Source organism: Flavobacterium sp. MFBS3-15 (assembly GCF_026107645.2).
Lineage (GTDB): Bacteria > Bacteroidota > Bacteroidia > Flavobacteriales > Flavobacteriaceae > Flavobacterium.
This window is the reverse complement of sequence record NZ_JAPCHV010000020.1, coordinates 27,996-53,940: the sequence shown is the minus strand read 5'-3', so window position 1 is coordinate 53,940 and position 25,945 is coordinate 27,996. Positions and strand designations below refer to the sequence as shown.

Below are 25,945 nucleotides of genomic sequence, written 5' to 3'. Positions count from 1 at the left end.
CCGTCAACTTTAAACTTTTTAAAGAATATGCTTCTGCGCCTTATACGATGAGCGTACCAAAGCCCCGCTTTCCACATGGCGGAATCCAAGCTCAAGCCCTATCTTCTCATATTTTTCGAATTGCCCGGGAGTGATGAATTCCTTAACCGGCAGGTGCTTTTTGCTCGGCTGCAGGTACTGGCCAATGGTAAGCACGTCGAGGTTTACGGCGCGCAGGTCGTGCATGGTTTGCAGCACTTCTTCTTCCGTTTCGCCCAGGCCAAGCATGATGCCCGACTTGGTACGGTTGATGCCGTTGTCCTTCAGGTAACGCAATACCTCAAGGCTGCGCTCGTATTTTGCTTGTATGCGCACCTCGCGGGTGAGCCTTTTCACGGTTTCCATGTTGTGCGAAACCACTTCGGGAGCTACAGCAATGATGCGGTCTATGTTGCGCTCTATACCCTGGAAGTCGGGTATCAGGGTTTCAAGGGTGGTGTTGGGGTTCATCCTGCGGATGGCCTTCACCGTTTCGCCCCAGATTATTGAGCCGCCGTCTTTCAGGTCATCGCGGTCAACGCTGGTAATTACGGCATGCTTGATGTTCATGAGCTTTATGGAACGGGCTACTTTTTCCGGCTCATCCCAGTCCACTGTTTCGGGCCTTCCGGTTTTTACGCCGCAAAAGCCGCAGGAACGGGTACAGATGTTTCCCAGTATCATAAAGGTTGCGGTGCCCTCGCCCCAGCATTCGCCCATGTTCGGGCAGCTGCCGGAGGTGCAGATGGTGTGCAGCTTGTATTTGTCAACAAGCCCGCGGAGTTCGGTATATTTCTGGCCTGTAGGGAGCTTTACGCGAAGCCATTTGGGCTTGGGTGTCAGCTGGCCGTTTGCGGCTACAGGTCGTGCGGTATCTAAAACTGTTTCCATGGTAAAAACATTACGCCGCAAAGATACGGTTTATTTGAATAATCGCTGCACAAACCGCCATTGTGGCAAAATGTTTAATAAATTGCATAGTAGTCTTGTTTTTTGTTAAATTAGCTGAATATTAACCAACTAATTTTCAATGCTATGAAAAGAATTATTTTGACAATGGCTCTTGGCCTATCTCTTTTTGGATGCCAAAGCGAAGAAAGCGAGCTGCTCGCTACTAATGATGGCCCCGTTGCGGTTGAATTTACCCAAATCGGGAAGAATGAGATGATGGGTGCTGAAAATGTTCCTGAGGCCAACCTGGTGATTGATAACGCTGAAGACTGGAACACGCTGAAAGCGCAAATGGACCAGTTCAACCAGTATACATCCGGTTTTGCCGAAACGGAGATCGATTTTTCGCTTTACAGGGTAATCGCGGTAATCGATGAGGTGCGTATGTATGGCGGCTATTCCATTGATGTGGTATCGGTCTCCAATGACCGCGACCGCATAGTAGTGGATGTAGAGCGCTCGGAGGGCGGGCCCGGTGCCGGTGCTACTGTAATCACACAGCCCTTTCATATCGTAAAGATACCTGTTTCCGATTTGCCGGTTGTATTTGAATAAGTAAAAAAAAAAGGCCCGCAAAGGGCCTTTGGTTTTATTTTACATTAACCGTTATGGGCAGGCTGTAAGCCGTCCGTACCGACTTGCCTTTTTTCTTGCCGGGTGTCCACTTGGTCTTTATCGATTTTAAGACCCGTATGGCTTCAGCGCCCAGTCCATGCCCGGGATCGCGGGCTACCTTAATATCGCTCATCGTACCGTCAGTTTCCACAATGAACGATACATATACTTTGAAGGTGCGCGACATATCCAGTTCGGGCACCCTGTACCTGCGGCCTACCTGCTCGTAAAAAGCTTCCATGCCACCGGGAAAACCGGGCATTTTGTCTACAGTTGCCAGTGTTTCAAGTCCGGTGCCTGTTTCAGTGCCGGTTCCGGTTCCTGTGCTTTCTGCCGGGCCGGTTCCCTTCGGATTGCCAAGAGGGGTGCCGACTGTTTCACCTGCCGAAGTAATGCTCCCCGGATCGGAGTTTACAAAATCATCGGTTTTGGGCGGCGTTTCAACAATCGGGTCACTTGAGGCTACCGGTGGAGGGAATTTTGTGGTTGCCGTATTTTTTGCTGGAGCGGCAGCGGCCGGAGTTTCAGGAATTACCGGGTCGGCTTTTTTAGGAAGTTCTATAACCCTGTAAACCTCGTCGGTCATGGGAGGAAGTTCTGGTACTGCAGGGATGTCAATAGGAACAGTTCTAAAATAATTTATTGCCATTGGTACGGCAACAATAGCGGCCATTAGCCCAATGCCCGAAAGAAGGGCCAGCAGGGTAGTCCTTGAATCCTGTTTGCGCAGCTGGTAGGCGCCATACTCATGGTTGCGGCCTTCAAAAACGAGGTCGATCCATCCGTGGTCGAATACATTTACTTTTGACATAATAGTGGTGATTTTTGGTTTGAAAACAGATTATACCACTAAAACGATATAGTGTTTCAGTATATTGCAAAGAAAATCATAAATGTTTGTGGAGGAAGGGGCTTAGGTACTGAGTACCTTAGTTTCTTAGCAGTTCAGTTGATCAGCACCTCAGCACCTTAATACCTCAGTATCTCAAAAACTACTTTTTAGAAATGATTTCTGCCAGCAATTTTTTGGCGCGCAGCAGCTTTACCTTTACGTTATTGAGGGGTTCCCCCAACTGGTCGGCAATTTCCTGGTAGCTGAGCTCCTGGAAATAGCGCAGCTGTATCACTTCCTGGTATTGGGGTTTCAGCTGTTTAATGCAGTTGAGCAGGCTGGAGAGATTTTGCTCGGTGATGAGTCGGTCTTCCACCGTTGGGGAAGTGTCGGGCACACGGAAGGCCTGGCGGTCCTCCTCATCGGTTATCTCGATGGTATGTGCCGATTTCTTTTTGCGCAACAGGTCGATATGCACATTCTTGGCAATTGCTATCAGCCAGGTATTAAAAGCATACTCGGGATTATAAGTCGCAATGCGGTCGAAGGCCTTAACAAAGGTTTCGATGGCAATATCCTCGGTATCGGTTTCGTTTTGGGTGCGTTTGAGCATAAAGCCGTAGACCTCGTTCCAATAGCGGTCTAAAAGGAAGGTAAAGGCAGCCTGGTCGCCCTTTTTTGCCCTTTCGATATTTTGCTGGATTGCCGGATTTACTTCCAATGCACAGGTTTTGAAAAAATGTTTGTCAGGAAAACGTTCACCTGTGTGAAGATAAGGATAATTTCAATAGCCGGATACCACCATGCGGTATCTTTTTCACGCAGTTTGGATGCGCTGTAGCCAATCACCAGCCATGTGCAAAGATAGCGAACGGCTACAACAGGCGCCACCATCATCCAGTTGTACTGCAGTGCAAAAAGTAGTATGGCAAGTACTATGAATGCCAACTGCGATATATGGAAAAAACGTATGTGCATTTTGTCAAAAGGGCGGAACCACGCTACCGTAAATACCTCCCTTCGCTTTTGCATGCGCCACGATTTGTAGGTTTGCCTGGCTTCGCAATACGTGAAGCTTTCGGGTGAAAAGCAAATGGTCGTGTTGTTTTTGTTGGAAGCCTGGTTGATGAACAAGGCATCCTCACCTGTGCGAAGGTTCATGTGGTCTACAAAACCGTTTATCTTGAAAAACTCCTCTCTTTTATAGGCAAGGTTGCGCGATTCGCCCGTATACGGCCTTGCAGCTTTTGCCCACGAAAAGTAGTGTGCCGCCGAAAGCATGGCATCGAAGCGGATGATCTTGTTCAGGAATGAGCCCTTTATCTTTTCATAGGCGCCATAGCCCAGCACGATAGTCTTTTTCAGAGTAAACTGCGAGCTCATCTGCGCGATCCAGTCTTTAGAGGCAGGGTAGCAGCCGGCATCGGTAAAAAGAAGGTATTCTTTGGTTGCAGCCTTGATTCCCAGTGTAAGCGCATATTTTTTATTGCCCCAAAACGCTTCATTATTGGCTACCTTAACCAGCCTGATGTTTGGGTATTGCTTTTCAAACTCCTCAAATATGTCGAGGGTTTCGTCGCTGGAGGCATCGTCTATGAGTACGATCTCAAAATCAGGATAATCCTGTGCGGCGAGCAAGGGCACGAATTTCTTTACCTTTTCGGCCTCGTTCTTGGCACACACAATTACCGATACCGGTATGCGTTTGGGTGTAGAAGTTTGTGCTTTGGCAAATGCGAATTTCCCTAACATCCCCAAATAATAGAGAAGTTGGAGTGCCGTAACAGCCACGAAAACGTAAAAAATAATGTTGAGCATCAGGCTTACAATTTTGCGGCAAAATTAGTGAAAACGGTTAATTTATAAGCCGGCGAAAACAAATATATCTGCAAAAAGGCAAATTATAATTTAAAGCCTCTTGAAGTCGGGAGTTCCTCCTTATTTTTCAGTGTAAGCGAACCCATTTGTACGGACTGGATGTAGTTTGTATTCACAATGTAAGAGCGATGCGGCTTTACAAAATTAGGAGGCAGCTCTTCAAGTATTTGCGAGAGCTTGCCGCGTACAAAGTGGCTTTTCCCGTCATTGCTAAAGGCGTGCAGGTAGTGGTCGTCGGACTTAATATACATCAGGTCGTTCAGGTATAGCTTGGTTTTATCTTTTAAAACTATAAAGCCTTCAGTAACAATGCCTTTTACTTTTTCGAGCTCTTCTACGGTCTTGCTGTGAATCTCCGTAATCTCCTCTTTTTCTGCCTGTATTTCTTCTTTCTCTGCAAGGATTTCTTCTTTTTCTGCCAAAATCTTCTCGTTTTCAACTTCCAGCTTCCGTTTGTGATGGTCGAGCTTCTTCCATCGTACGAAGGAGTAGAGCGCCAGCAGGAACACCATGAACAGCAGTATGCCAAAAATAAGCCGGTTCTTATAAAATTTGTCCTTAAACTGCTCCAGCGCCGATATTTGCCTGTCCTTTTCCTCTACCTGGTATTTTACATTGATGTCGTGTATGGCAAGATTTTGCTCTTCATCTTTAATCCTGTGGTCCAGGTCCAGATATAGTTGCTGGTATTTGCGGCGGTTGGGCTGGTCGTTAAGGGCATCAAACGATTCTGCCATCTTTTTATAAAGCAGCCGCTTTCCTTTTTCCCTGAATTTTGGAACAGGGACCAGCTCCGCTTTTTGGAACCATATCAGGGCTTCAGCATATCTTTTTTCCAAAAGCAGGCTGTTCCCGTAATTGAAATAATTTGTGAATAAGGCAAATTTATCACCTGTTTCCATTACCAGTTCACGGGCCTTGTCAAAGTTTTGCCGGGCAATGGTAAAATTGCCTTTTGTCGTTTCCAGGGCGCCAAGGTTGGTGTACAGCTTGATTTTTGTAGTGGTATTCTCGGCCTGTGCTGCATAAAACAGCCCTTTCATGTATATTGCCTTTGCACTGTCCAGTACGGCAGTGCCTTTTTTACTGTCGGGGTCAAACTGGAAATAAGCATTCTTCCCAAATTCGTTAAACGAATTTGCCAGTCTTTCCTTGGAGCCTGTTTCTTTGGCATACCTGTAGTATTCGTCAAGGAAACAGTTTCCGTATTTATCGTAGTTCTCCTGCGATGAAATCACATTGTGTATTTCAAGTGCGAGGTCTTTGGCAGGTTCATAAAGCTTTAGCTTTTCAAACGCTGTTTTTGAAAGCAGGTAATATTTCAGCGCCAGGTCCTCCTGGTTGAGGTTGGCATAGCACCTGCCCAGCACAAAAAGGTTTCCGGCCGCCTCTGCAGGGGTGGCCGGATTTTTTTTAGAGGCTTTCGCCAAATATGCCTGCGGGTCTTCTTCGGCTTCACGGGTTAGCCACGCGTCGAGCTTTTGTGCGTAGAGTGCCGGCCCGGCCAGCAAAAGAAAAATCAGGATTTTTTTCATTTTTTAACAGTAAGCATGAGTATGCTGTCATCCCGGGTTATCCTCGGGAGGAAATTCTTCTTCGTTGACTTATCACCCGGCACTACCGGATTGGTTGGGTTGGCAATGTTCCAGTCCTCATTGAAAAGCAGCAGCGCAGAGTAGGTGGTAGTTGAATTTTTGAAATATTCCATACGCTCTTCGAAATAAGGCTTCAGGCCGGTAAAAATGTTGTGGTCCTCATCGTTAAAGCTCATCACCCTAATGGAGTCATTTTCTGCCCATCTGTTGTCGTTTTTAAAGCTAAAGCTCACTGCCATCGGTACGGTGCCGTTGCCGTCGTCATCAGAGTTTTTTTCATCATCATGATAGCGGAAGGAAATGCCTTTGTATTTTGAAGTTGTTTCCAGTACCATGAAATCATTGTCAGATTTAAAGTCGGCATTTGGGACATTAATCGTAAGGTTGGCATAAATCATCCCTGTAGCATTGTCAAGTGTAAGTGTGCCCGTTATCGGCTGGCTTGCGGTAGCGGCCATGGATTTTACGGTTTCCTGTTTTTCTTCTTTAGCTTTTTCTTCTTTGTCACTTGATATTTTACGGCAGCATAAAGATACCGTTATCAGGAGGACGTAAAACGGTAAAAGGTAACGTAGTTTCATAGTGTTAGTTTTAGGTTATAATTGGTGGTTGGTTTGAAAGCAGCCTTTGGTGGCAGTCGGCTGATTTTCATACTCCAAAACAACAACAAATTCACACATTAAGAAAAAAAATGTCGTGAAATGCATAAAAAACGACGTGAAATGCAGTTTTCTTTTTATTCAGAATTAACATTTTAAATGTAAGGATAAAAATTATGCCTTTTACTTTTTTGCAGGCCAAAAAAGCAAAAGGCATAATAAACTGTTTCAGATGCTTTACCGCAGCTTAAATTATGTTGACTTCGGCTTCGATATTTATGCCGAAATTTTTAAATACGGTTTCCTGAATTTTCTTAGAAAGTTCGAGCAGTTCCTGTCCCGTTGCATTGCCATAATTTACTATAACCAAAGCCTGCTTGGCATGGACACCGGCATCACCAAATCGTTTGCCTTTAAAGCCGCTCTGTTCTATAAGCCAGCCTGCCGGTACTTTTACCATCGTATCCGATACTGTGTAATGGGGCATTTGGGGGTGCTGAAGGTATGCTTTTTCAAATTCTTCCGCAGTGATAACCGGGTTTTTGAAAAAACTGCCGCTGTTGCCTAACTCTTTCGGGTCAGGTAGCTTGCTTTGGCGAATGGCTGTTACCGCATTGCTTACATCTTTTATGGTTGGTACTGTAATGCCCTGCTTTGCCAGTTCGGCAGCTATGTCCCCATACGAAGTGTTTATTTTATGATGCACCTTTGTAAGCCGGAAGGTGACCGAGGTGATAATGTACCTGTTTTTAAGGGGGCCTTTGAAAATACTCTCGCGGTACGCAAATTCACATTCCTCTTTGGTGAATGTCCGCACTTGCTGTGTTGCGATTTCCATGGCTTCGCAGGAAACAAATATGTCTTTGATTTCGATGCCGTATGCGCCGATGTTCTGTATTGGGGTGGTGCCTACATTGCCGGGTATGAGTGACAGGTTCTCAATGCCGCCGTAGCCTTTATCGATGCAGTAGAGTACAAACTCATGCCAGTTTTCGCCTGCCATGGATTTTATATGCACATGTTCCTCATCTTCCCAAACCACTTCCTTGCCTTTAAGCCCTATTTGAATTACAAGGGCATCAATATCCCTGGTTAACAGCATGTTGCTTCCGCCGCCAAGGATAAAAAGTTTTTTGCCTGTGTTCTCACGAAGCGTTTCGGCAAGTCCGGCGATAGTGGTTACCTGTACAAATTCTTTTGCATACGCACTGATTCCGAATGTATTAAGGTCTTTAAGCGGATAATTTGAAATGATTTCCATGGCTGTGATTTGAAATGCAAAAGTAAGGTTTTGGAGTTCTTTTGGCCACGAATTTCACGAATTTCGCCAATTGTCTGCCGGGCTTAGTTCCAACAGCCGGAAATTAGTAGAATTTGTGAAATTGGTGGCTAAAATTTATTCTGTAGTGAGCGCACGGTTTAAAAATTCAACCAATGGTTTTAATGTCAATAGTTTCTTTGATGTCTTTTTTACAAAGTCCTTATCCCTAATGTCCTTGTCGTCCAGCTTTGCTGTTGCAGTAAAAGATTTCAGCTTAAGGAATTCTATGGCAGGATGGTCTTTATCAAAGCCTTTGGGCATCGTTTTTAGCGAATTGTTCTCATCGCGATCCAGTACACCGTACAATTTTTTGAATTCGGGGTCGTCTACTATAGCTTCCAGGTCTTCGTGAAAGCCGTCAATCTCCCGCCTGACTTTTTTCAGGTCGGCAGCATCCGGCCAGTGTATCCCCGCCGCTATGAACGACGCACCCTTTTCTATATGTACGTAATAGCCTGCGAGGTTGGTGTTTTTAGAACCCGCGCTCATCCAGATGCCCATGTTGGTCTTGTATGGCGATTTATCCTTGGAAAAACGGATGTCCCGGTTGATGCGGAAAGAACAATCCTTGAATTCCAGCTGGCTGAGGCTCTCGTCGCCCTTGCTCATTTCGGCAATAAAGGCTTCGGTAAGCTGCCGGTATTCCTTCTTGTAGGCATCATATCTTTTTTGGTTGGCCTGGAACCATTCCCTGTGGTTATTGTTCTTCAGGTCGGTGAGGAAATCGAAGGTAGAGTCTTGTATCATAAAGCTAAATTCCAATTTTCAAATGCCAAATTACAAACGTTGGGGCAATAATCAATAGAAAATCATAAATTAAAAATCCTGTAGCTCTGGTGGGTTTGCTTTATTATGGCCTCCGTACGTTCCGGATGGGTGTCGGAAATGAATATCTGCCCGAATACCTTATCGTCGATCATCTTCACGATCTTGGCCACGCGTGTCTCGTCCAGCTTATCGAACACATCGTCAAACAAGAGTATCGGTAATATTCCGCCCTGCTTTTTCATGAATTCGAACTGTGCGAGCTTAAGCGCTATGAGAAAAGACTTCTGCTGTCCCTGTGACCCGAACTTTTTAATGGGATGCCCGTCAATTTCAAACAGCAGGTCGTCCTTGTGGATCCCGACACTGGTATATTGCAGCACACGGTCGCGCTGAAGGCTGTCTTCCAGCAGTTGTGCCAGGCTTTTTTCGTGCAGGTGGCTGTCGTAACGGAGGCTTACGCTTTCAGCGCTCTCGGTAATGGCTCGGTGGTGCTTATTGAATATAGGTATAAAATCTTCAAGGAACTGTTTGCGTTTTTCAAAAAGCGCCTGCCCCATGACGTCCAGCTGTTCGTTATATATATATAAGGTGTCGCGGTCAAAAGCATGGTTCAGGGCAAAATACTTGAGCAGTGCGTTGCGTTGCGCGACGACTTTCTGGTAATTGATGAGCTCCTGGAGATAGGCGGCATCCAGTTGTGAAATGACGCTGTCCAGGAATTTCCTGCGGGTCTCGCTTCCTTCGGTAATAAGGTCGCTGTCCGAAGGGGAGATGATTACCAGCGGTATGAGCCCTACATGCTCTGAAAATTTGTCATAAATCCTTCCATTGCGCTTGAGTACCTTTTTCTGCCCTTTTTTGAGGCTGCACACGATCTGTTCCCTGCGGCCGTCTTTTTCGAAAGTCCCGTCAATCACAAAAAACTCTTCGCCGTGCTTTATGTTTTGCAGCGCCAGGGGATTGAAGTAGCTTTTACCGTAGGCGAGGTGGTATATGGCATCGAGCACATTGGTTTTGCCCACACCGTTCCTGCCGGTAAAGCAGTTGATCTTGCTGTCGAAGCCATAATCTGCCTCGGTTATATTTTTATAATTGAGCAGCGAGAGATTCTTTAAGTACATCGGTAAACGTATCCTTGATTGTGAGAACCTTGTGTTTTATCAGGCTCATTTTTATAGAAGGTGCAAATTATCGAAAAATAACGACAAAAAGATATTTTAAATTTCAATAAAAATTTTATTTTTGCGGCTCATTAAAATAAGATAGATGGCAACATATAACAAAAGGGGCTATAAACCTGCAAAACCTGAACCGGAAGTTAAAGAGGAAAATGTTATTGAACAGGAAGAAACTTTTGACGGTAACAGTACTACCGCTGAAGTATTCAATTCATTAGACGCCGGAGCTTCAAAGACAGAGGAGTGGGTGCAAAGAAACCAAAAGATGATATTCATTGTTATTGGCGTTATTGCATTGGGCATCGTGGGTTATATGTTCTATGATAAATTCATTGTTTCTCCAAAGCAGGAAGATGCAGCGAATGAAATGTTCCAGGCCGAGCAGTATTTTGACCAGGCTGTAAACGGGCAGACTGCAAGCGACTCGCTTTACAACCTTTCATTAAAAGGCGGTGAAGGCAAAAAAGGCTTCCTTGGCATCATCGAATCGTACCCCGGTACGGATGCAGCCAACCTTGCACATTACTTTGCGGGCATGGCCTACCTTAATACTGGAAAGTACAAAGAGGCAGTACAGTACCTTGAAGATTTCAAGACCGAAGACGATATACTCAGCGCACTTGCTTTGGGTGGCACAGGCGATGCTTTTGCACAGCTGAAAGATAATAACTCTGCACTGGAATATTATGAAAAAGCAATCAAGGCAAGCGAGAACAACCTTACTACGCCACGTTTCATGTTCAAGGCCGGCCAGCTTTTGGTGGGCATGAATAAGAAAGCTGAAGCGCTTAAATATTTTAATGAGATCAAGGAGAAGTATGAAACGTCTCCGGAAGGTGTGAGCATTGATGCTTACATTGCAATGGCTGAGTAAAGATGGCTACAATAAATAAGAATTTATCAGATTACGATAAAACTACAGTCCCAAACGCGAAAGGTTTTCGGTTTGGGATTGTTGTTTCGGAGTGGAACGAAAATATTACCGGCGGACTTTATAAAGGCGCTGTTGAGGCTTTGCTCGAGAATGGGGCGGGGGAGGATGATATCATTACCTGGCAGGTGCCGGGAAGTTTTGAGCTGATTTACGGCTGTAAAAGGATGATTGATACCCGGCAGGTGGATGCTGTAATTGCAATAGGCAGCGTGATACAGGGCGAGACCAAGCACTTTGATTTTGTATGCGAAGCGGTGTCGCAGGGGATAAAGGACCTCAATGTGTTAACTGATGTGCCGGTGATATTCTGCGTGCTTACAGATAACACCATGCAGCAGGCCATCGACCGCAGTGGGGGCATTCATGGCAATAAAGGTACTGAAGCAGCCATTGTAGGCATTAGGATGGCCAATTTGCGGAGAGAAACTAAGTAAAATATTTAAATCATACATAAAAAGCCATTCCTTATTAAGGAATGGCTTTTATTGTTATTATTATAACATTATTTAGCGACTATGTTTTTTTTTTAGCTTAATTTTTTGATTCTTAAGAAGAAAACGACATAAAATTAACTTTTGTGTAAGAAAAAAGCTATAGACGTTATGTTTTTATTATAACATATTCTTGCTTTAATGTTAATTTTAACAATATATTAAGCTCATTTTTTAAATAATTATTCGTTATTTATTATTTTACTAATTATTCAATAAATAACTATTAGGAGTGTTAAGGTGTTGTTAATTGCTTTACTTTTAGCATCTAAAATGTTAAAACTATGGTAAAAAATTACATTTCGTCACCTAATGATAGGAGATCGTTAGAGGTGCGAAGTAAAGCGGCACAGGATGATGCAAATCAGCGTGCTCAAAAACAGCACTCGCGGATGCAGTCTTGCATCTTGCTGTTCCTGATTTTTATAGGGGCGGGTGGTAGTGCTTTTGGACAAACTCTCATCTCGGCTTCCGGTGATGGAGGATTTGAGACAGGTGCTACATTTGCAGCAAACAACTGGACTATTTTAAATGGTTCTAATACCAGCCGTGCGTGGTACATAGGCACGGCACAGACTGGTTATTCCGGCAACCGCGCCGCTTTTATCGGATCAAGCAATACAAGTGTCGGTACTAATGGCATCGCAACTACTGCACATATGTACAGGAGTATCACGATTCCGCCCGGTGCAACAAATATTGTACTTACTTTTAAGTACAAGCAGGCAGTTTCAGATGTTTTTGGTGGAACGCCATATGATTACCTTTTGGTAAGTACCAATGCGGCTGCACCAACTTCAGGCACAGCTCCCACTACAGGTATTGTATTCGGCCCTTATCCAAGCGCTGCAGTTACAACATTTACAGCCCAAACCGTTAACTTATCAAATACACTTGCAGGTACGACAACAAACCTTATTTTTACCTATAAGGCCGATGCAGTTTCACCACATGGTTATGGAGCTATCGATGATATATCTTTGACATATACTCCGGCTACCGGGCCTTTTCTTTCAGGAGGTGTAATATCAGGTACTTTTGGCAATGTCTGTCTCAATGTTGAGGGCGGGCCACAGAATACTACAGTTAGCGGGGTCAACCTCACTGGAGACGTAACGGTTGGTCCGTTCGTAGGTTATACTTTTTCAACTACATCAGGCGGAACATATACCAGCACCCTTACGTTAACCCCTTCGTCAGGAACTATCAGCCAACAAGTATTCATTAAACTTACGCCAACGTCGGTAGCGAGTTACAGTGGCAGCATACCGGTAGCAGGGGGCAGTGCCGCTGCCAGCAGTATAGCCGTAACCGGGGCGGGTATAAATAGCGCACCTACATTATCAGGCAACGGCACAACCGGAACACTAACAAGCACAGGTGCAACCATTACAGGCACTACAATAAGCCAAATAGGCTGTTCTGCGGTTACAGCATATGGCATACAATATAGTACAAGCTCTTCTTTCCCGGCAGACGCTTCAACAGTTTTAGTAGCAGGCTCAGGTTTTAGCGGAAGTTCAGGAGGAACTTTTTCTACAACAATTTCCGGATTGACACCGGGTACAACATATTATTACCGGTCGTATGCAACCAATAGTGGCGGAACGACATACTATACTACAAGTGCCGGGTCTTTCACCACTATGTTTTCCGGCCAGATCGGCAGCGGCTCAACAACTGTTACTGAGTTTCCAATTGTCACGAATTATGGCTATAACTATTCGCAGCAGATCTACCTTGCAAGCGAACTGAACGCTAACAACACGGCCGGAAACAACTACATCACAAAAATACGGTTCAAGCCAACATCAGCAAACACTCCGTTTAGTACTTATAATAGTTGGGTAGTATATATCGGAAATACAGCAAAAACAACCTTTAGCTCAACGACTGACTGGATTGCTGCTTCAGCAATGACCCAGGTTTTTTCAGGTACAATGCCGGACCTTACGGCAAACTCCTGGGTGGAACTCACACTAACAACACCTTTCCTTTGGGATGGGATAAGCAATTTGGTTGTGGCGGTAGACGAGAATTCGGCAAGTTTTACTGGTTTAAACAACTGGGCAGGTTTTACTGCGACCAACAGGGGGCTTTATTATAGAAACGATTCTACAAACCCGAGTCCGGCTTCGCCACCTACTGCTACAGCCATTGGATCGACGTTGGCTCAAATAATATTGGTAACTACTACTCCGCCGGCGTGTGGTGTTCCAGTTAATGTCACCGCAGGAGCAACCGCTTATAATGCTGGGAACGGTTCTTGGTCAGCACCTTCTTTAGGAACACCTTCAGGATACCAGTGGGAACTGCGGACAAGTGGGGCCGGAGGAAGCGGGACTACAGGCCTTACCGACAGTGGTACGACCACTTCAGCTACTTCTGTTACTTTTGGGGCGGCTCTTACAGGAAGTACGCAGTATACGCTTTATGTGCGTACAGACTGCAGCGGCACCTATAGCGCTTGGTCAACAAGTGCAGCCTTTACGACACCTTGTACACCTACAACGACATTCCCGTCGAGCCAGGGCTTTAATGCAACCACGATACCGGTATGTTGGAGCAGGAATATTGCCGCCATTCAAACCGGTACTTATTTGTCGTATGTGACGTCCGGGTCCAACCCGACTACCAGCCCGAGTGAAGGAACCCATATGATACAATATAACTCTTATTCCAATAGTAACGGAGGAGCGGGGTCAGAGGAACGCCTGATCAGCCTTCCGCTTAATACTACAGGAATAAGCAATGTGGCCATTAAGTTTGACTGGAGGAATGAGAATGGTACATCTTACAACAGTGGCGCACATCTTAATGAAGGCATGCAGCTGCAGTATTCTACAGATGGTGTTAGCTGGACCAACATGGGGTCGTTGTATGCAAGGCATGACAGTTCCCTTGCGTCAGGTACGGCCCAATGGAACACCAAAATTTACTATTCTTCGGAGATTGCCAACAAGCCTTACGTGCTGGTAGCTTTCAAATTCCACTCAGAATATGGGGATAACATGTTCATGGACAATGTGAGCTTTTCGCAGACACCTAACTGTGTGGTACCTACGGCACTTACAGTTACGACCAACCCGACTACAATTACCGCCAACATAAGCTGGACAGCGCCGCCTGCGGGAGCAGGGGGAACACCAGTAGGGTATGAATATGCCATAACCACGTCGGCTACGCCACCTGCATCGGGTACAGGGGTAACAGGTACATCAGTGAGTAATGTAGCTCTTCCGGCCACCAATACTACCTATTACCTGCACGTTCGAACCAATTGCGATGCCTCGGGATATAGCGCGTGGGTAACATCCGCCTCTTTCGCATCGCCGCAGATTACCGCAATAACTTCAGGCGACTATGCTACTGCGGCCAACTGGAACAACGGCACCGGGCCGGTATGCGGCCAGGTGGCGATCATACCATCGGGCATTACAATGGCAGTAACTTCGGGTACCCTTACGACAAGCAGCATCACAATACAAAACGGTGGTACGCTTAATGTAAGCGGTGGCCAGCTTACTGTGGGGTGTGCTAACAATAATAGTACGCTTGCTAACTCCGGTACACTGAACGTATCGGGAGGAACACTTATTGTAAACGGTAACATTGTTACTACAACAGGCAGTACCTTTACCCAAAGCAATGGCGCCATAGTGGTTGACGGTAATAATAATGGCGATGCGCTTACATCGGTAGCTTCGGGAACGCCACTGGTTGGCTTCGGGGTATCCGGTACACCATTTGCTACAGGCACTATAACCCTTAGCGGAGGTACTCTTACTATTGTAGACCCGCATACAGCCACGACCAACACCAGCGCTTATGCTTTGTATGGAAACCTTAGTGTAAGCTTTAATGCTTCTTCGAACCATACAGTACAGTTTGGTAACGGATCGTCTACAGAAGCCGGCGGCGGTAACTATGGATTCTTCTACAACCTTTTTACAGGTTCAGGCAGGCTTAACCTTGGCAACCTTGTGGTAAATAACCCGGGTGCAATAGCCACAAGGAGGATTACCCAGGCGGGTGCAGCTGCAGATGCCAATGTTATCAATGGCAACCTTACCGTGACTGCCGGTGTTTATCACCAAAGCGCCTCTACAACTAACATAGGGGGGAATTTAACGGTAGAAAATGATGGTACCTTTATAGCAAACGGAACTACTGTGTTTACTGCGACTACGGGTACTACAGCTTCCGCCCAGACATCAGCACAAGCTGTAACTGTAAATGGTGCGGGTGTAATTATTAATGCGGCATCATCTCCAACAACCAACTTTGCAAATGTAACCTTCAGGAATACATCGGCTAATGGTGTTACCATCAATCCTTTGAATCAGGTTGTGGTAAACACTTCGGTGGCTGCAAGTGTTTCAGGCATTATCGTATTTGATGGTAAAGCCAGCACTACGGCAGGCAAAGCACTACTATGGGGTACCTTAACCGCGCCGGGTACAACACTTACGGTTACATCGGGCGGTATGGCTCCGGGCAGCGCTTTTGCCCGCGGATGGAACAATACCCAAACAGGCTCATCGCTTGCGGGCAATGCAGTTCCGACAACTACAACTTCACAATTCCCGTTGGTCGATGCAGCCGGAAATGCCAGGCACGCATGGATAGAGCGCGTTACACCTACAGATCCGGGCATACTCGCTGTAACATACACAGCGGGGACAGGTACAAGCCCTATAGCTATTACCGATGATACCTATACGATGGATACCCGCTCTAACGGCAAATGGTCGGTGAGTGTTTTGGGTACAGACATGGCGGCATCAACATATAAGCTGGCGCTATCGGCTACAGGAGTATTTGGCTCTGCGCCATCGACAGCTGCAGCGAGGATCATAACTCTTACAGGGGTTGCAGGTACCCATCAGGCAGGTACTACTTTGCCACATGCCCAAAGGACAGGCCTTACCTATGCCCAGATCACTACAAATGATTTCTACATGGGTATCAACAGTGCAGACATTCCATACCTTTCTGTACAGACAGGTAACTGGAATGATGCAGCAACATGGAATAAGAATGCTGTTCCAGGAGCTACAGATGTAGTATCCATACAGCCGGGCCATACCGTTACAGTTGATGGCAGCTACACAGCTGCGGCATCTGCTGTAGGTATAACCAATACGGGAGTTTTAGCGCTTAGCGCGAACACGCTGACAGTTACAAATGCCGTTACCACTGTAACAGGCGGTACTATTAATGTAACAGGCGGTACGCTGGCATCAGCGACACTGACAAATGCAGGTGCCGTAAACGCAAACAGCGGTACTGTGAATGCAACCACTGTGACGAATACAGGCACAATTACTGTTGCCGGTGGTACAATTAACGCCGCCGGTGCATCAACTACAGGTATCAGCAATAACTCCGGCGGTACATTCGCATTGAATAGCGGCACTGTAAATGTTGGACCTGCAGGTGGTGGTGACCGAAGGTTTACCAACGGCGGTACGCTTACTGTTGCCGGTGGTACGCTTAACATTAACGGTAACCTTTATCACAACGGTGTTTTTAACCAAAGCGCAGGTAACATTAACGTTGACCCGAATTCGGGAACAGTGGCAACTTCAACAGTTGCTGCAAATGCCAGTTCAGCGCTCTACCTAGCCGCAGTGGTGAACTGGACAGGTGGTACGATAACGGTTATTGACCCTCCTGTCACCACATCAACTTCACATTATACACTTTATTATTCGACTTCTGCCACCTCTGAGGTTTCGCCATCGCACACTACGAGGTTTGGTGACGGAGTTTCTTCGACCGCCGGTGGAAATGCTATCGGGTATTACCTCTATAACTATGTAGGTTCAGGAAAAATCAACTTTGGTAATGTTGTGGTAAACGGCCCTGCGACAGGAACTGCAACCGCAACTAACAGGGTGGTTAAATTAAATAGCTATCCATTGGGTGTTAAAGGAAACTTTACACTTCAAAATGGGGGTGAATTTAGCCATAACGGCTATGAGCTTGCTGTAGCGGGCAATATATCAATTGGTGCAGGCAGCATATATTATGCGAATGCCACGCTAAACCTTGCATTGCCTTCAGGTGTTTCAACAGTAGTGAATACAGTTGCACAAACCATTACCAATGCAGGTACGATACAAAATACTACAGGTACGGTAACAGCCAACCTTTCGTCCCTGACGGTGAACAACAATAATGCCTCGGGCGTAACATTGAACAGCCCATTGACAATGAGCGGTACGCTTACCCTTACCTCAGGTAAAGTAAATACAACCACCACCAACCTGCTTACTTTGGGTACGGCCACTTCTGGCGGAACAATGAACAATGCAGGTTCGGCAACCGCATATATCAATGGGCCGTTTGCAAGGACATTTGCTGCAAGCAGGACTTCTACAGGAGCGTTTACCCTGAATGCATTGTTCCCGGTTGGGACTTCATCGGCATACCAGCCGATGTACGTAGATCCTACAACTGCCGCGAGCGGTGCCATAGTTGTAAGGGTAGAGCCGTTTACTACCAATGCAGGTACGCAGGGAGTAGGGGTTACATCTCTTTCTTCAAACAGATGGGAGGCACTCATAACCAGTGGGCTTGCCAACCTTACCAGTACCTATGTAAGGGTGCTTGACGGAACACTGGTAGCAAGCAACAAGATCATACAGGCACCGTCTGCTGCGGGCGAGTACAGCCCGATCATACCGGTTACAACACACGCTGCAGGCATGCTTAGTACTACCTCTGCAATAGCTGCTGCAGATTATAAAGGTTATTTTGCTTACGGAAACCTTAACCCATGTACAGCGCCTGCCGACCAGCCAACAAGCTTTACGGCTTCAGCGCATACCAACACATCGTTTAACGTAGCTTATACAGCCGCGCCGAGTGCACCGAGCCACTATTTGGTGGTGCGTTACAATATTACCGGTGGTGCTGCAACGGTAACTGCCCCGGTTGACTATACAGCTTACGCTGCCAATGCAGCTTTGGGGGCAGGTACAGTGGTATATAGCGGTACAGGGCTAACTTTTGCACAAACAGGCCTTACCGCTGCAAACACTTACCAATATTACGTATACAGCTATAATAACACCGGTTGTTATGGTCCTGTTTACAATACGACATCACCTTTAGTTCAATCGGTTACTACATGTGTTGCTGCTACAGGTGCTCCTGCTACGCTAACAGCTGCTACAACTCCGGCTGCAACGGCAACATCGTTCCGTGCACAGTGGACGGCTTCATCTACGGCAGATGCTACTTATATTATGGACGTAGCTACCAACACAGGTTTCACGACATTCGTTCCTGGCTACGAGGCCTTGCCGGTGTCGGGCCTTAATCAGGACATAACCGGCCTTACAGCAAATACAACTTACTACGTAAGGGTAAGAGCTATAACTGGCTACTGTATAAGCGCGAACTCACCTACGCTTACCTTCACTACGCCATGTGTGGTTTCAGATGCTCCAATTGCATTGGATTTCGCAACAGGTACTATACCTTTATGCTGGACAACTACATCTTCATCTCCATCAGGAGCAGGATTGTGGTTATTTGCTGGCCAGGCTGATTATGAAGGAGCTCTTAACGGACGTGCTGCCGGTACATTTGCATGGGTTGACGGATCTACACCGGGAACCGTGACGGATGTTACTTTGCTGTCACCAAGCCTCAACCTTGCGACGCTTACGGTACCTGAACTTTCATTTGATTATTTCAGCAATTATTCGACGGGTACCAACTGTACCTTTAAAGTTGATGTTTTCAATGGTACGATATGGACTAATATTTATACAAATGCTACTGATGATGTAAACTGGAGGACAGTAACACTATCCCTGTCAGCTTATGCAGGCACTACAGTACAGCTTCGCTTTGTTGTGGATAAATCAACTTCGGATACTGCATACTATGACGATATACTATTGGATAACGTTAATATCCACGAAACACCGTCATGTATTATGCCAGATAACGTGGCTGTAAACCTTAGCAGCACAACATCGGCAAACTTTAGCTGGGCTGCGCCTGCTACTGGTTCTGCCGCAATAGGTTACGAATATTTTGTATCGACATCGGCTACCCCGCCTGCAAGCGGTACGGCTACTACAAGTACATCTGTTAGCGCTTATGCAGTAACGGCCAGTACAAATTACTACCTTCATGTAAGGACAAATTGCGGAAGCGGTTCATACAGCTCATGGAGATCTGTACCTTTCTATACCAATTATTGTTTGACAGGTACTAATAATACAGGTTACGAGTATATCTATTCATTCTCTACAACAGGGGGATATACAAACATTACCAACAATGCTACAGATGGCCCTGGATATTCTGATTATACAATTATGAATGTTTCCCAGTCTTTGGGCAACACTGTAAATTATTCAATAGCTGTAGAAGACTATTATGAAGATGGAACAGGTTTAGCCATGTTTATTGACTGGAATAATGACCTTGACTTTAATGATGCCAATGAAACTGTATATACTTCGAACGGTTATGTTACATACACTGATTTAATAACAGGAACGATTACAATTCCTGCGGGAACTCCTAATGGCAGTTACAGGATGAGGTTAAGGACAGATTACTATTCTGCAAACCCTTCTGCTTGTGGAACGGTTGATTATAGCGAAACGGAAGACTATACTTTCAAAGTTGTATCTCCGGTTACATGCTACGTTCCTACATCACTCAGCACAACGTCTGTTACAACGACAACGGCTAACTTATCATGGGCAGCCCCTGCAACGGCTCCGGTACCGTCCGGTTACGAATATGCTGTTACTACATCTGCTACACCACCTGCAAGTGGGACTGCAATAACAGGAACATCAGTTTCAGCTTACAGTGGTCTTGTTATGAACACTACTTACTATCTTCATGTAAGAAGTAATTGTGACGCAAGTGGCTACAGCGATTGGAGTACATATCAATTTATACATGGATATTGTGCGTCAGGAACTTCTTCGACAGGTTATTATATTAAGTCTGTTACTACTACAGGCGGTACAGCTAATATTTCTAACACAGGTACTACTCTTGCTACAGGCGGCTATTCATATAATCCTGCTATGGCAGTAAGCCAGTCTGAAGGCAATTCAGTAAATATCTCGGTAAGTATAACCGGATCTACACACGGAATTAATGTATGGGTAGACTGGAATGACGACCTGATTCTGTCTGATTCTGAAAAAGTATATGCTTCAGGAAGTTATGTCTCTACAGGTTCAGGATCTATTACAGTTCCTATTGGTGCCATTGTTGGTAACCACAGGATGAGGGTTAAATCAGACTACTTAAGTACCAACCCACCCGCATGTGGTATTATATCGTATGGTGAAACAGAAGACTATGTGTTTACAGTACTTCCTGCACCTCCGCGTATTACTTCATTTACACCTACAGCTGTATGTGCAGGCGCAGGCGATACCATTACACTTACAGGTGCTCATTTTACCGGTGCTACCGCTGTTAAGTTCAATGGTGTAAATGCTGTATTCAATATTGTAAGTGATACATCAATTACGGCTGTAGTTCCTTCATCGGCAACAACAGGAACAATTTCTGTTACTTCTGCCGACGGTACAGGCACAAGCCTTACGTCACTTACTGTAAACCCTTACCCTGTAGTTGATGATATTACAGGTGGTGACATAGCGGTATGTATGCCGAATACAGTACAGTTGGGTATGGTAACAACCGGTGGTATATGGGGAACTTCAAATCCTGCCATTGCTACAGTAAGCAGTACAGGGCTTGTAACCCCTCATGCAGCAGGAACCGTTACTATAGCTTATACTAAAACAACTAATGGCTGTGTAACTTCAGAGAGCACAACGCTTACATTCAGTGAGCCTGTTGTAATTACTTCAATGCCGACTTCTGAGATCGTACTACCTGGCAGCAACGCACAGTTTACGGTTGCAGCAACAGGCACCGGCCTGACATACCAGTGGGAAGTCTCTGAAAGCAACGGCGCGTATACAGCGTTGGGCAATGACAGTACATATAGCGGTGCAACAACGGCTACACTAACTGTCACCAATGTTCTTCCGGGTATGGATGGCAATAAATACCGTGTAGTGGTAAGCGGTACCGCACCATGTGCGGCAGCTACTTCAGACGCGGCAACACTATCGGTTAGCGATATCGGTATCACGTCACATCCTGCAAGTGTTACACTTTGCGACAATGGCGCGGGTACTGCAAGCTTTACTGTAGTGGCAACCGGCGATGCGCTTGAGTATCAGTGGCAGGTGAATGCAGGAAGCGGATGGGTAATTGTAAACAATGGTACTACAGGAAATATAACGTACAGCGGAGCAGATACAAATGTATTATCGCTGTCTGGCATAACGGCAGCTAACAACAACTGGATATACCGTGTCTATGTTGAGGAAGGTGCTGCTTCCGCAACCTCGAATGATGCCTTGCTGACTGTAAATAGTGCAGTGGTAATAAACCAGGCACCAATGGCCCAGACAGCTTGTTCAACAGGTTCTGTGGTGAACTTTACTACAGATGTTTCAGGTACAGGCTTAACTTACCAGTGGCAGTATGCTACATCAGCTGGAGGCACATTCAGTAACGTAACCAATGCTACACCTGCAGGCGTTACATACTCGGGTGCTACTACAGCAACCCTGGCTGTGACAACTACTGCGTCGACACCTGTGGGAGGAGCTTACTTCTACCGCGTGGTTGTTAACGGTACAGCGCCATGTGGCCCGGCAACTTCGGTTGCAGCGCAACTAATAATAAATAATCCTACTATAGGTAGCGCTCCGGTAGCTGCTTCGGTAGTAAGAGGCAACTCGGTTAACTTCACAGTAGCTACCTCTGCTCCGTCGCCAACCTACCAATGGCAGTTTGCTACAACACTAAACGGTGCTTATGCCGATGTGGCAAACAGTACACCTGCAGGAACTACTTACAGCGGTGCGCAATCTGCAACGCTTACTGTTAATGCCGGTACAACGGCCACAGGCAGCGGCTACTTCTATCGTGTTGTAGTAACATCCGACGGATGTACAGTTACCTCTGCAGGCGCAGCAATGACTGTGATAGATTACTGTACAGCCCCGATAACTACTTCGGGTACGGCAGATTACATGACGGCAATATCTGTTGCCGGTACTACCCTTAGCTCTACACCGGGTGCTGTAGGTGATTCTTCAAATAACTTCTATGCGCTCTTAACAGGCAGTGATAATACGGCTACATTCCTGCAGGCTAATGCTTATACGGCTACAGTGTCGGTAGTAAGCGGAAATACAAACCCTCAGGGTGTAGGTATCTGGATTGACCTTAATAACGATGGTGACTTTGCTGATGCCAACGAATTCATGGGTGCTGCCTCAATTGCCGGCGGAAGTTCGGGTACAATAAGCATAAATATTCCGTCGACTGCTACGCTGGGTAGCAGAAGGATGAGGGTAAGGAATGCGAGGAACCAGATTATCACTTCGGGCAACATGTGTACATCATACGCAAGGGGTACAACGGTAGAGTATATCATTACGATAGGACAGCCTTCGGGACCATCGATAACTGCCTTTACTCCGGCTTCATACTGCGCAGATTCAGGCATGATAACCATTACCGGTACAAATCTCCAGGGAGGTACATTGACTATCGGTGGAACTCCTGTAACTCCTGTTGTAATAAACGGGGCCGGTACACAGCTTACAGCTACTGTTACCGCAGGTGTGTCGGGTGTTGTTTCAATAACTACACCGGGCGGCACTGCTACTTCGGGAGCTTTGGCTACGCCTAACTTTAGCATTTCAGCACCTCCTGCCCTTACACTTAGCAGTGCAACAGGAACTGTGTGCGCAGGGCAGTCATCAGCTGTAGTAACGCTAACAGCAGGCGGTTCATCATATGACAACTTTGTTGTTACTTCGGTACCTGCCGGAGCGGCCTGGTCGGGCAATGCTTCTACGGGATATACCTTTAGCCCGACTGTAAATACAGTGTACACCATCTCGGCTACGCAAAACTCAGGATCGTGTGCAAGGACAGCAACCTATACCGCTACAGTACTCAGCAACCCTGTTTACCCTGTAACGCCGGCTACCGCAAGTATTTGCAGTGGAGTAATACAAATGCTGACTGCGGGATCGGGTGCTGTGGCATCCGGAACAGCAATACTGGGCACCGGAACTGCTATTGCCGGTAATACTGATACCAACAAACCGAACCCGTTAAGCAGGTATTACGAAGGCCAGAAGGCGCAGATGCTCTTCAGGGCAAATGAACTTACTGCCCAGAATATGGCTTCAGGAAGCGTGATTACAGCAGTAACCTTCGATCTTGGTGCATTCACAACTAATTCAGAGGCAGTAATAAGTAACTTCACCATCAGGATGGGGGCGACCTCTACAAATGTAATGACCGGGTTTGTGTCAGGCACATCTGATGTGTATGGCCCTGCCGGATTTACTGCGACGGCCACAGGACTCGTTACGTTTACATTATCAACACCATTTGTGTGGGATGGTACGTCGAACGTTATTGTTGAAACTATACATAATAATCCTGACCTGAGTTGGGAATCGGGTAACAATGTGCGTTACTCGACTACAACATTCAACTCTACCTACAGCAGGATGCAGGATGATGTTGCAGGTGGAATTACAGGTATGGATGCGGCAACAGGAGGTCAGGTAGCCGTAAGCACTTCAAGGCCGAACATGACATTCGCCTTTACAAATCCAACACCGGTTTGGTCGCCTGTAGAAGGCTTATATACCGATGCTGCAGCTACAGTCCCTTATACCGGTACTGCAAGGTCTACAGTATATGCCAAGCCTGAGGAAACTACTACCTACACTGCTACCGTAAATAACGGCAACGGATGTTCTTCGGATAGTGAAGCGACGGTAACCATACTTCCTAAACAATGGATTGGCGGTACAAGTTCTGACTGGAATAACGCGGCCAACTGGTGCGGCGGCCAGGTTCCTACCGCACAGGACAATATCGTGATCTCTTCTGATGCAGGCTTTATGCCTCAGATTGGGACAGATGTAGAAGATGAAGACGAGGTGATCACGCAAAATGTGCAGGTATTCGGAAACAGCCTTACTGTCGAAGACGGTGCTGTAATGAATGTATACGGCGGCTGTGTGCTGAATATTACCAATGCGGTAACTGTTGAAGAAGGCGGTAGCCTGATATTTGACAACTATGCCCACCTGGTGCAGGGAGAAAATGTTACCAACAACCCGAACAGTGGCGAGATTACGTTCAAAAGGCTGAGCTCGAAGATCTTCAGGCTGGATTACACCCTGTGGTCATCTCCGGTTGAGGACCAGATGCTGAAAGCATTCTCGTCAGGAACACTGGATAACCGTTTCTATAAATATAATGAAACGAGCGATGCTTATAGCCTGATAGGCTCACCAAGCACCACTGAGATGGACGAAGGCAAAAGCTACCTCATAAGGGTAGTGAATACGCACCCGGCCTATGTTGCCCCTGCTGAAGAAGCAGAGGAGCCTGAAGGTACCCGTTGGCAGGGTGAATTTACCGGCAGGCCAAGGAGCGGTAACATTGATGTGCCGGTGACTAATCAACTTAACGGATTTAACGCTGTGGGTAACCCATATCCGTCACCGATAAACATCTATGACTTCTTTGATGGCAACGCCGGAATGATCAATCCTGGCTCTGCACTGTACTTCTGGAGGAAGAAAAATGAGACTGGAACAGGCAGTTATGCCCGTGTAACCAAGATGATGTATACCCGCAACATGACCAATGACTTTGGCGATACCGGTGAAGGCTACTTTGATGGTACCCCTTCAAGTTGGGTGATCAACCCCGGACAGGGCTTTATCGTGAAGGTGGTGCAGGCAGGCAACGTTCATTTCAATAACGGAATGCGTGTTGGCCTCAACAACCAGCAGTTCTTCAGGAATGCGCAGGACCAGGACGAGGTTACAATGTCAAGGATGTGGCTGAACATCAACGGGTCTGAAGGGCAGTTTGCCCAGGCTGGTATTGGGTACACCGATGTAACTACGCTGGATATCGACTACGGTTGGGACGGAAGGGCCTTTGTGAATGACGGCAACATGTCACTATTCTCCCTGGCAGGAGAAGAGAAGCTTGGTATCCAGGCAAGGGCGGCATTCGATGCTTCAGATGTGGTGCCAATGGGCTATAATGCTGCAGCTGCCGGTACATACACGATCAGTCTTGACCATTTCGACGGCGTGTTTACTACCGATGTAGACATCTTCCTTAAGGATAATCTTCTGGGCGGTGTAACGCACGACCTGAAAGCGGGTAACTATACTTTCGAAACTGAGGGTGGAATCAATACCTCAAGGTTTGAAGTGGTGTATGCCGAAGTGCTCGGAACAGACAACCCGGTACTTGACCCTAATAATGTGATAGTGTACAAAAACGGTACATCCATCAACATCAATACAGGGGTACTGAACATGGAAGGCGTGGCCATCTATGATACAAGGGGCAGGATGCTGTACAGCAAAGACGGCATCAATGCAACCGAAACGGTTATCGAAAACCTTCATTCTGACCAGCAGGTGCTTATCATCCAGATAAATACCGATAAGGGAAGGGTGACTAAAAGAATCATATTCTAGCCTTTATAACCCCCAATTAGCCAACTATGGTTTGGCAGCCTCCTCTCCTTTACAAAGGGGAGGAGGTTTTTTTTATTTATAATTTGAATTACGCAACTGGATTCCTTATTTGGTATTTATCATTTTTATGTTTAAAAAAATGGTTTT

At 46.2% G+C, this 25,945-nt stretch carries 13 protein-coding genes; 4 read left to right on the top strand and 9 right to left on the bottom strand.

Annotated features, from left to right (window positions below; genetic code table 11):
- Positions 1-18 precede the first annotated feature (18 nt).
- Positions 19-909, bottom strand: coding sequence for a lipoyl synthase (gene lipA / locus OGH69_RS15920; RefSeq protein WP_265175482.1), 891 nt, complete (start codon positions 907-909; stop codon positions 19-21).
- Between the two features lie 144 nt (positions 910-1,053).
- Here lipA and OGH69_RS15915 point away from each other — a divergent pair, with 144 nt between their 5' ends.
- Positions 1,054-1,524, top strand: a complete 471-nt coding sequence (locus OGH69_RS15915; protein ID WP_265175481.1) for a protease complex subunit PrcB family protein — start codon at positions 1,054-1,056, stop codon at positions 1,522-1,524.
- A gap of 34 nt (positions 1,525-1,558) precedes the next feature.
- Here the strand turns inward: OGH69_RS15915 and OGH69_RS15910 are convergent, their stop codons facing one another.
- The 8 genes from OGH69_RS15910 to OGH69_RS15875 all read right to left on the bottom strand — a co-directional run bounded on the left by OGH69_RS15910 (position 1,559) and on the right by OGH69_RS15875 (position 9,698).
- Positions 1,559-2,395 carry an energy transducer TonB gene (locus tag OGH69_RS15910; RefSeq protein ID WP_265175480.1) on the bottom strand — a complete coding sequence of 279 codons (837 nt, stop codon included), beginning with the start codon at positions 2,393-2,395 and terminating at the stop codon, positions 1,559-1,561.
- A gap of 181 nt (positions 2,396-2,576) precedes the next feature.
- Positions 2,577-3,137 (bottom strand): RNA polymerase sigma factor, encoded by a 561-nt coding sequence (locus tag OGH69_RS15905; RefSeq protein WP_265175479.1) that lies wholly within the window; start codon positions 3,135-3,137, stop codon positions 2,577-2,579.
- A complete protein-coding gene (locus OGH69_RS15900) occupies positions 3,128-4,234 on the bottom strand; it encodes a glycosyltransferase (RefSeq protein ID WP_265175478.1) in 1,107 nt (368 codons plus the stop codon). Before OGH69_RS15900 ends, OGH69_RS15905 begins: the two co-directional genes overlap by 10 nt.
- An 83-nt stretch (positions 4,235-4,317) precedes the next feature.
- On the bottom strand, positions 4,318-5,829 hold the full coding sequence (locus tag OGH69_RS15895) for a LytTR family transcriptional regulator (protein WP_265175477.1): 1,512 nt from the start codon (positions 5,827-5,829) through the stop codon (positions 4,318-4,320).
- Positions 5,826-6,470 carry a hypothetical protein gene (locus OGH69_RS15890; protein ID WP_265175476.1) on the bottom strand — a complete coding sequence of 215 codons (645 nt, stop codon included), beginning with the start codon at positions 6,468-6,470 and terminating at the stop codon, positions 5,826-5,828. The genes OGH69_RS15895 and OGH69_RS15890 overlap by 4 nt, the downstream gene beginning before the upstream one ends.
- Positions 6,471-6,735: 265 nt before the next feature.
- Positions 6,736-7,749, bottom strand: a complete 1,014-nt coding sequence (gene murB, locus OGH69_RS15885) for a UDP-N-acetylmuramate dehydrogenase (RefSeq protein ID WP_265175475.1) — start codon at positions 7,747-7,749, stop codon at positions 6,736-6,738.
- A gap of 135 nt (positions 7,750-7,884) precedes the next feature.
- Complete coding sequence (locus tag OGH69_RS15880; protein WP_265175474.1) at positions 7,885-8,556, bottom strand: DUF2461 domain-containing protein; 672 nt, start codon at positions 8,554-8,556, stop codon at positions 7,885-7,887.
- Positions 8,557-8,618: 62 nt separating this feature from the next.
- On the bottom strand, positions 8,619-9,698 hold the full coding sequence (locus OGH69_RS15875; RefSeq protein WP_265175473.1) for a DNA replication/repair protein RecF: 1,080 nt from the start codon (positions 9,696-9,698) through the stop codon (positions 8,619-8,621).
- A gap of 145 nt (positions 9,699-9,843) precedes the next feature.
- Here OGH69_RS15875 and OGH69_RS15870 point away from each other — a divergent pair, with 145 nt between their 5' ends.
- The 3 genes from OGH69_RS15870 to OGH69_RS15860 all read left to right on the top strand — a co-directional run bounded on the left by OGH69_RS15870 (position 9,844) and on the right by OGH69_RS15860 (position 25,798).
- Positions 9,844-10,629 (top strand): tetratricopeptide repeat protein, encoded by a 786-nt coding sequence (locus OGH69_RS15870; RefSeq protein WP_265175472.1) that lies wholly within the window; start codon positions 9,844-9,846, stop codon positions 10,627-10,629.
- A gap of 2 nt (positions 10,630-10,631) precedes the next feature.
- Entirely contained in the window at positions 10,632-11,123 is a 492-nt protein-coding gene (ribH, locus tag OGH69_RS15865; protein ID WP_265175471.1) for a 6,7-dimethyl-8-ribityllumazine synthase, read from the top strand.
- A gap of 449 nt (positions 11,124-11,572) precedes the next feature.
- On the top strand, positions 11,573-25,798 hold the full coding sequence (locus OGH69_RS15860) for a GEVED domain-containing protein (protein WP_265175470.1): 14,226 nt from the start codon (positions 11,573-11,575) through the stop codon (positions 25,796-25,798).
- Positions 25,799-25,945: the final 147 nt, after the last annotated feature.

Excerpts from the sequence above, each read along its gene's own strand:
- OGH69_RS15915 (WP_265175481.1), top strand. The coding sequence starts at position 1,054 with ATGAAAAGAATTATTTTGACAATGGCTCTTGGCCTATCTCTTTTTGGA.
- OGH69_RS15880 (WP_265175474.1), bottom strand. The coding sequence starts at position 8,556 with ATGATACAAGACTCTACCTTCGATTTCCTCACCGACCTGAAGAACAAT.
- murB (WP_265175475.1), bottom strand. The coding sequence starts at position 7,749 with ATGGAAATCATTTCAAATTATCCGCTTAAAGACCTTAATACATTCGGA.
- OGH69_RS15870 (WP_265175472.1), top strand. The coding sequence starts at position 9,844 with ATGGCAACATATAACAAAAGGGGCTATAAACCTGCAAAACCTGAACCG.
- OGH69_RS15895 (WP_265175477.1), bottom strand. The coding sequence starts at position 5,829 with ATGAAAAAAATCCTGATTTTTCTTTTGCTGGCCGGGCCGGCACTCTAC.
- OGH69_RS15860 (WP_265175470.1), top strand. The coding sequence starts at position 11,573 with ATGCAGTCTTGCATCTTGCTGTTCCTGATTTTTATAGGGGCGGGTGGT.
- lipA (WP_265175482.1), bottom strand. The coding sequence starts at position 909 with ATGGAAACAGTTTTAGATACCGCACGACCTGTAGCCGCAAACGGCCAG.
- ribH (WP_265175471.1), top strand. The coding sequence starts at position 10,632 with ATGGCTACAATAAATAAGAATTTATCAGATTACGATAAAACTACAGTC.
- OGH69_RS15890 (WP_265175476.1), bottom strand. The coding sequence starts at position 6,470 with ATGAAACTACGTTACCTTTTACCGTTTTACGTCCTCCTGATAACGGTA.
- OGH69_RS15910 (WP_265175480.1), bottom strand. The coding sequence starts at position 2,395 with ATGTCAAAAGTAAATGTATTCGACCACGGATGGATCGACCTCGTTTTT.
- OGH69_RS15875 (WP_265175473.1), bottom strand. The coding sequence starts at position 9,698 with ATGTACTTAAAGAATCTCTCGCTGCTCAATTATAAAAATATAACCGAG.
- OGH69_RS15900 (WP_265175478.1), bottom strand. The coding sequence starts at position 4,234 with ATGCTCAACATTATTTTTTACGTTTTCGTGGCTGTTACGGCACTCCAA.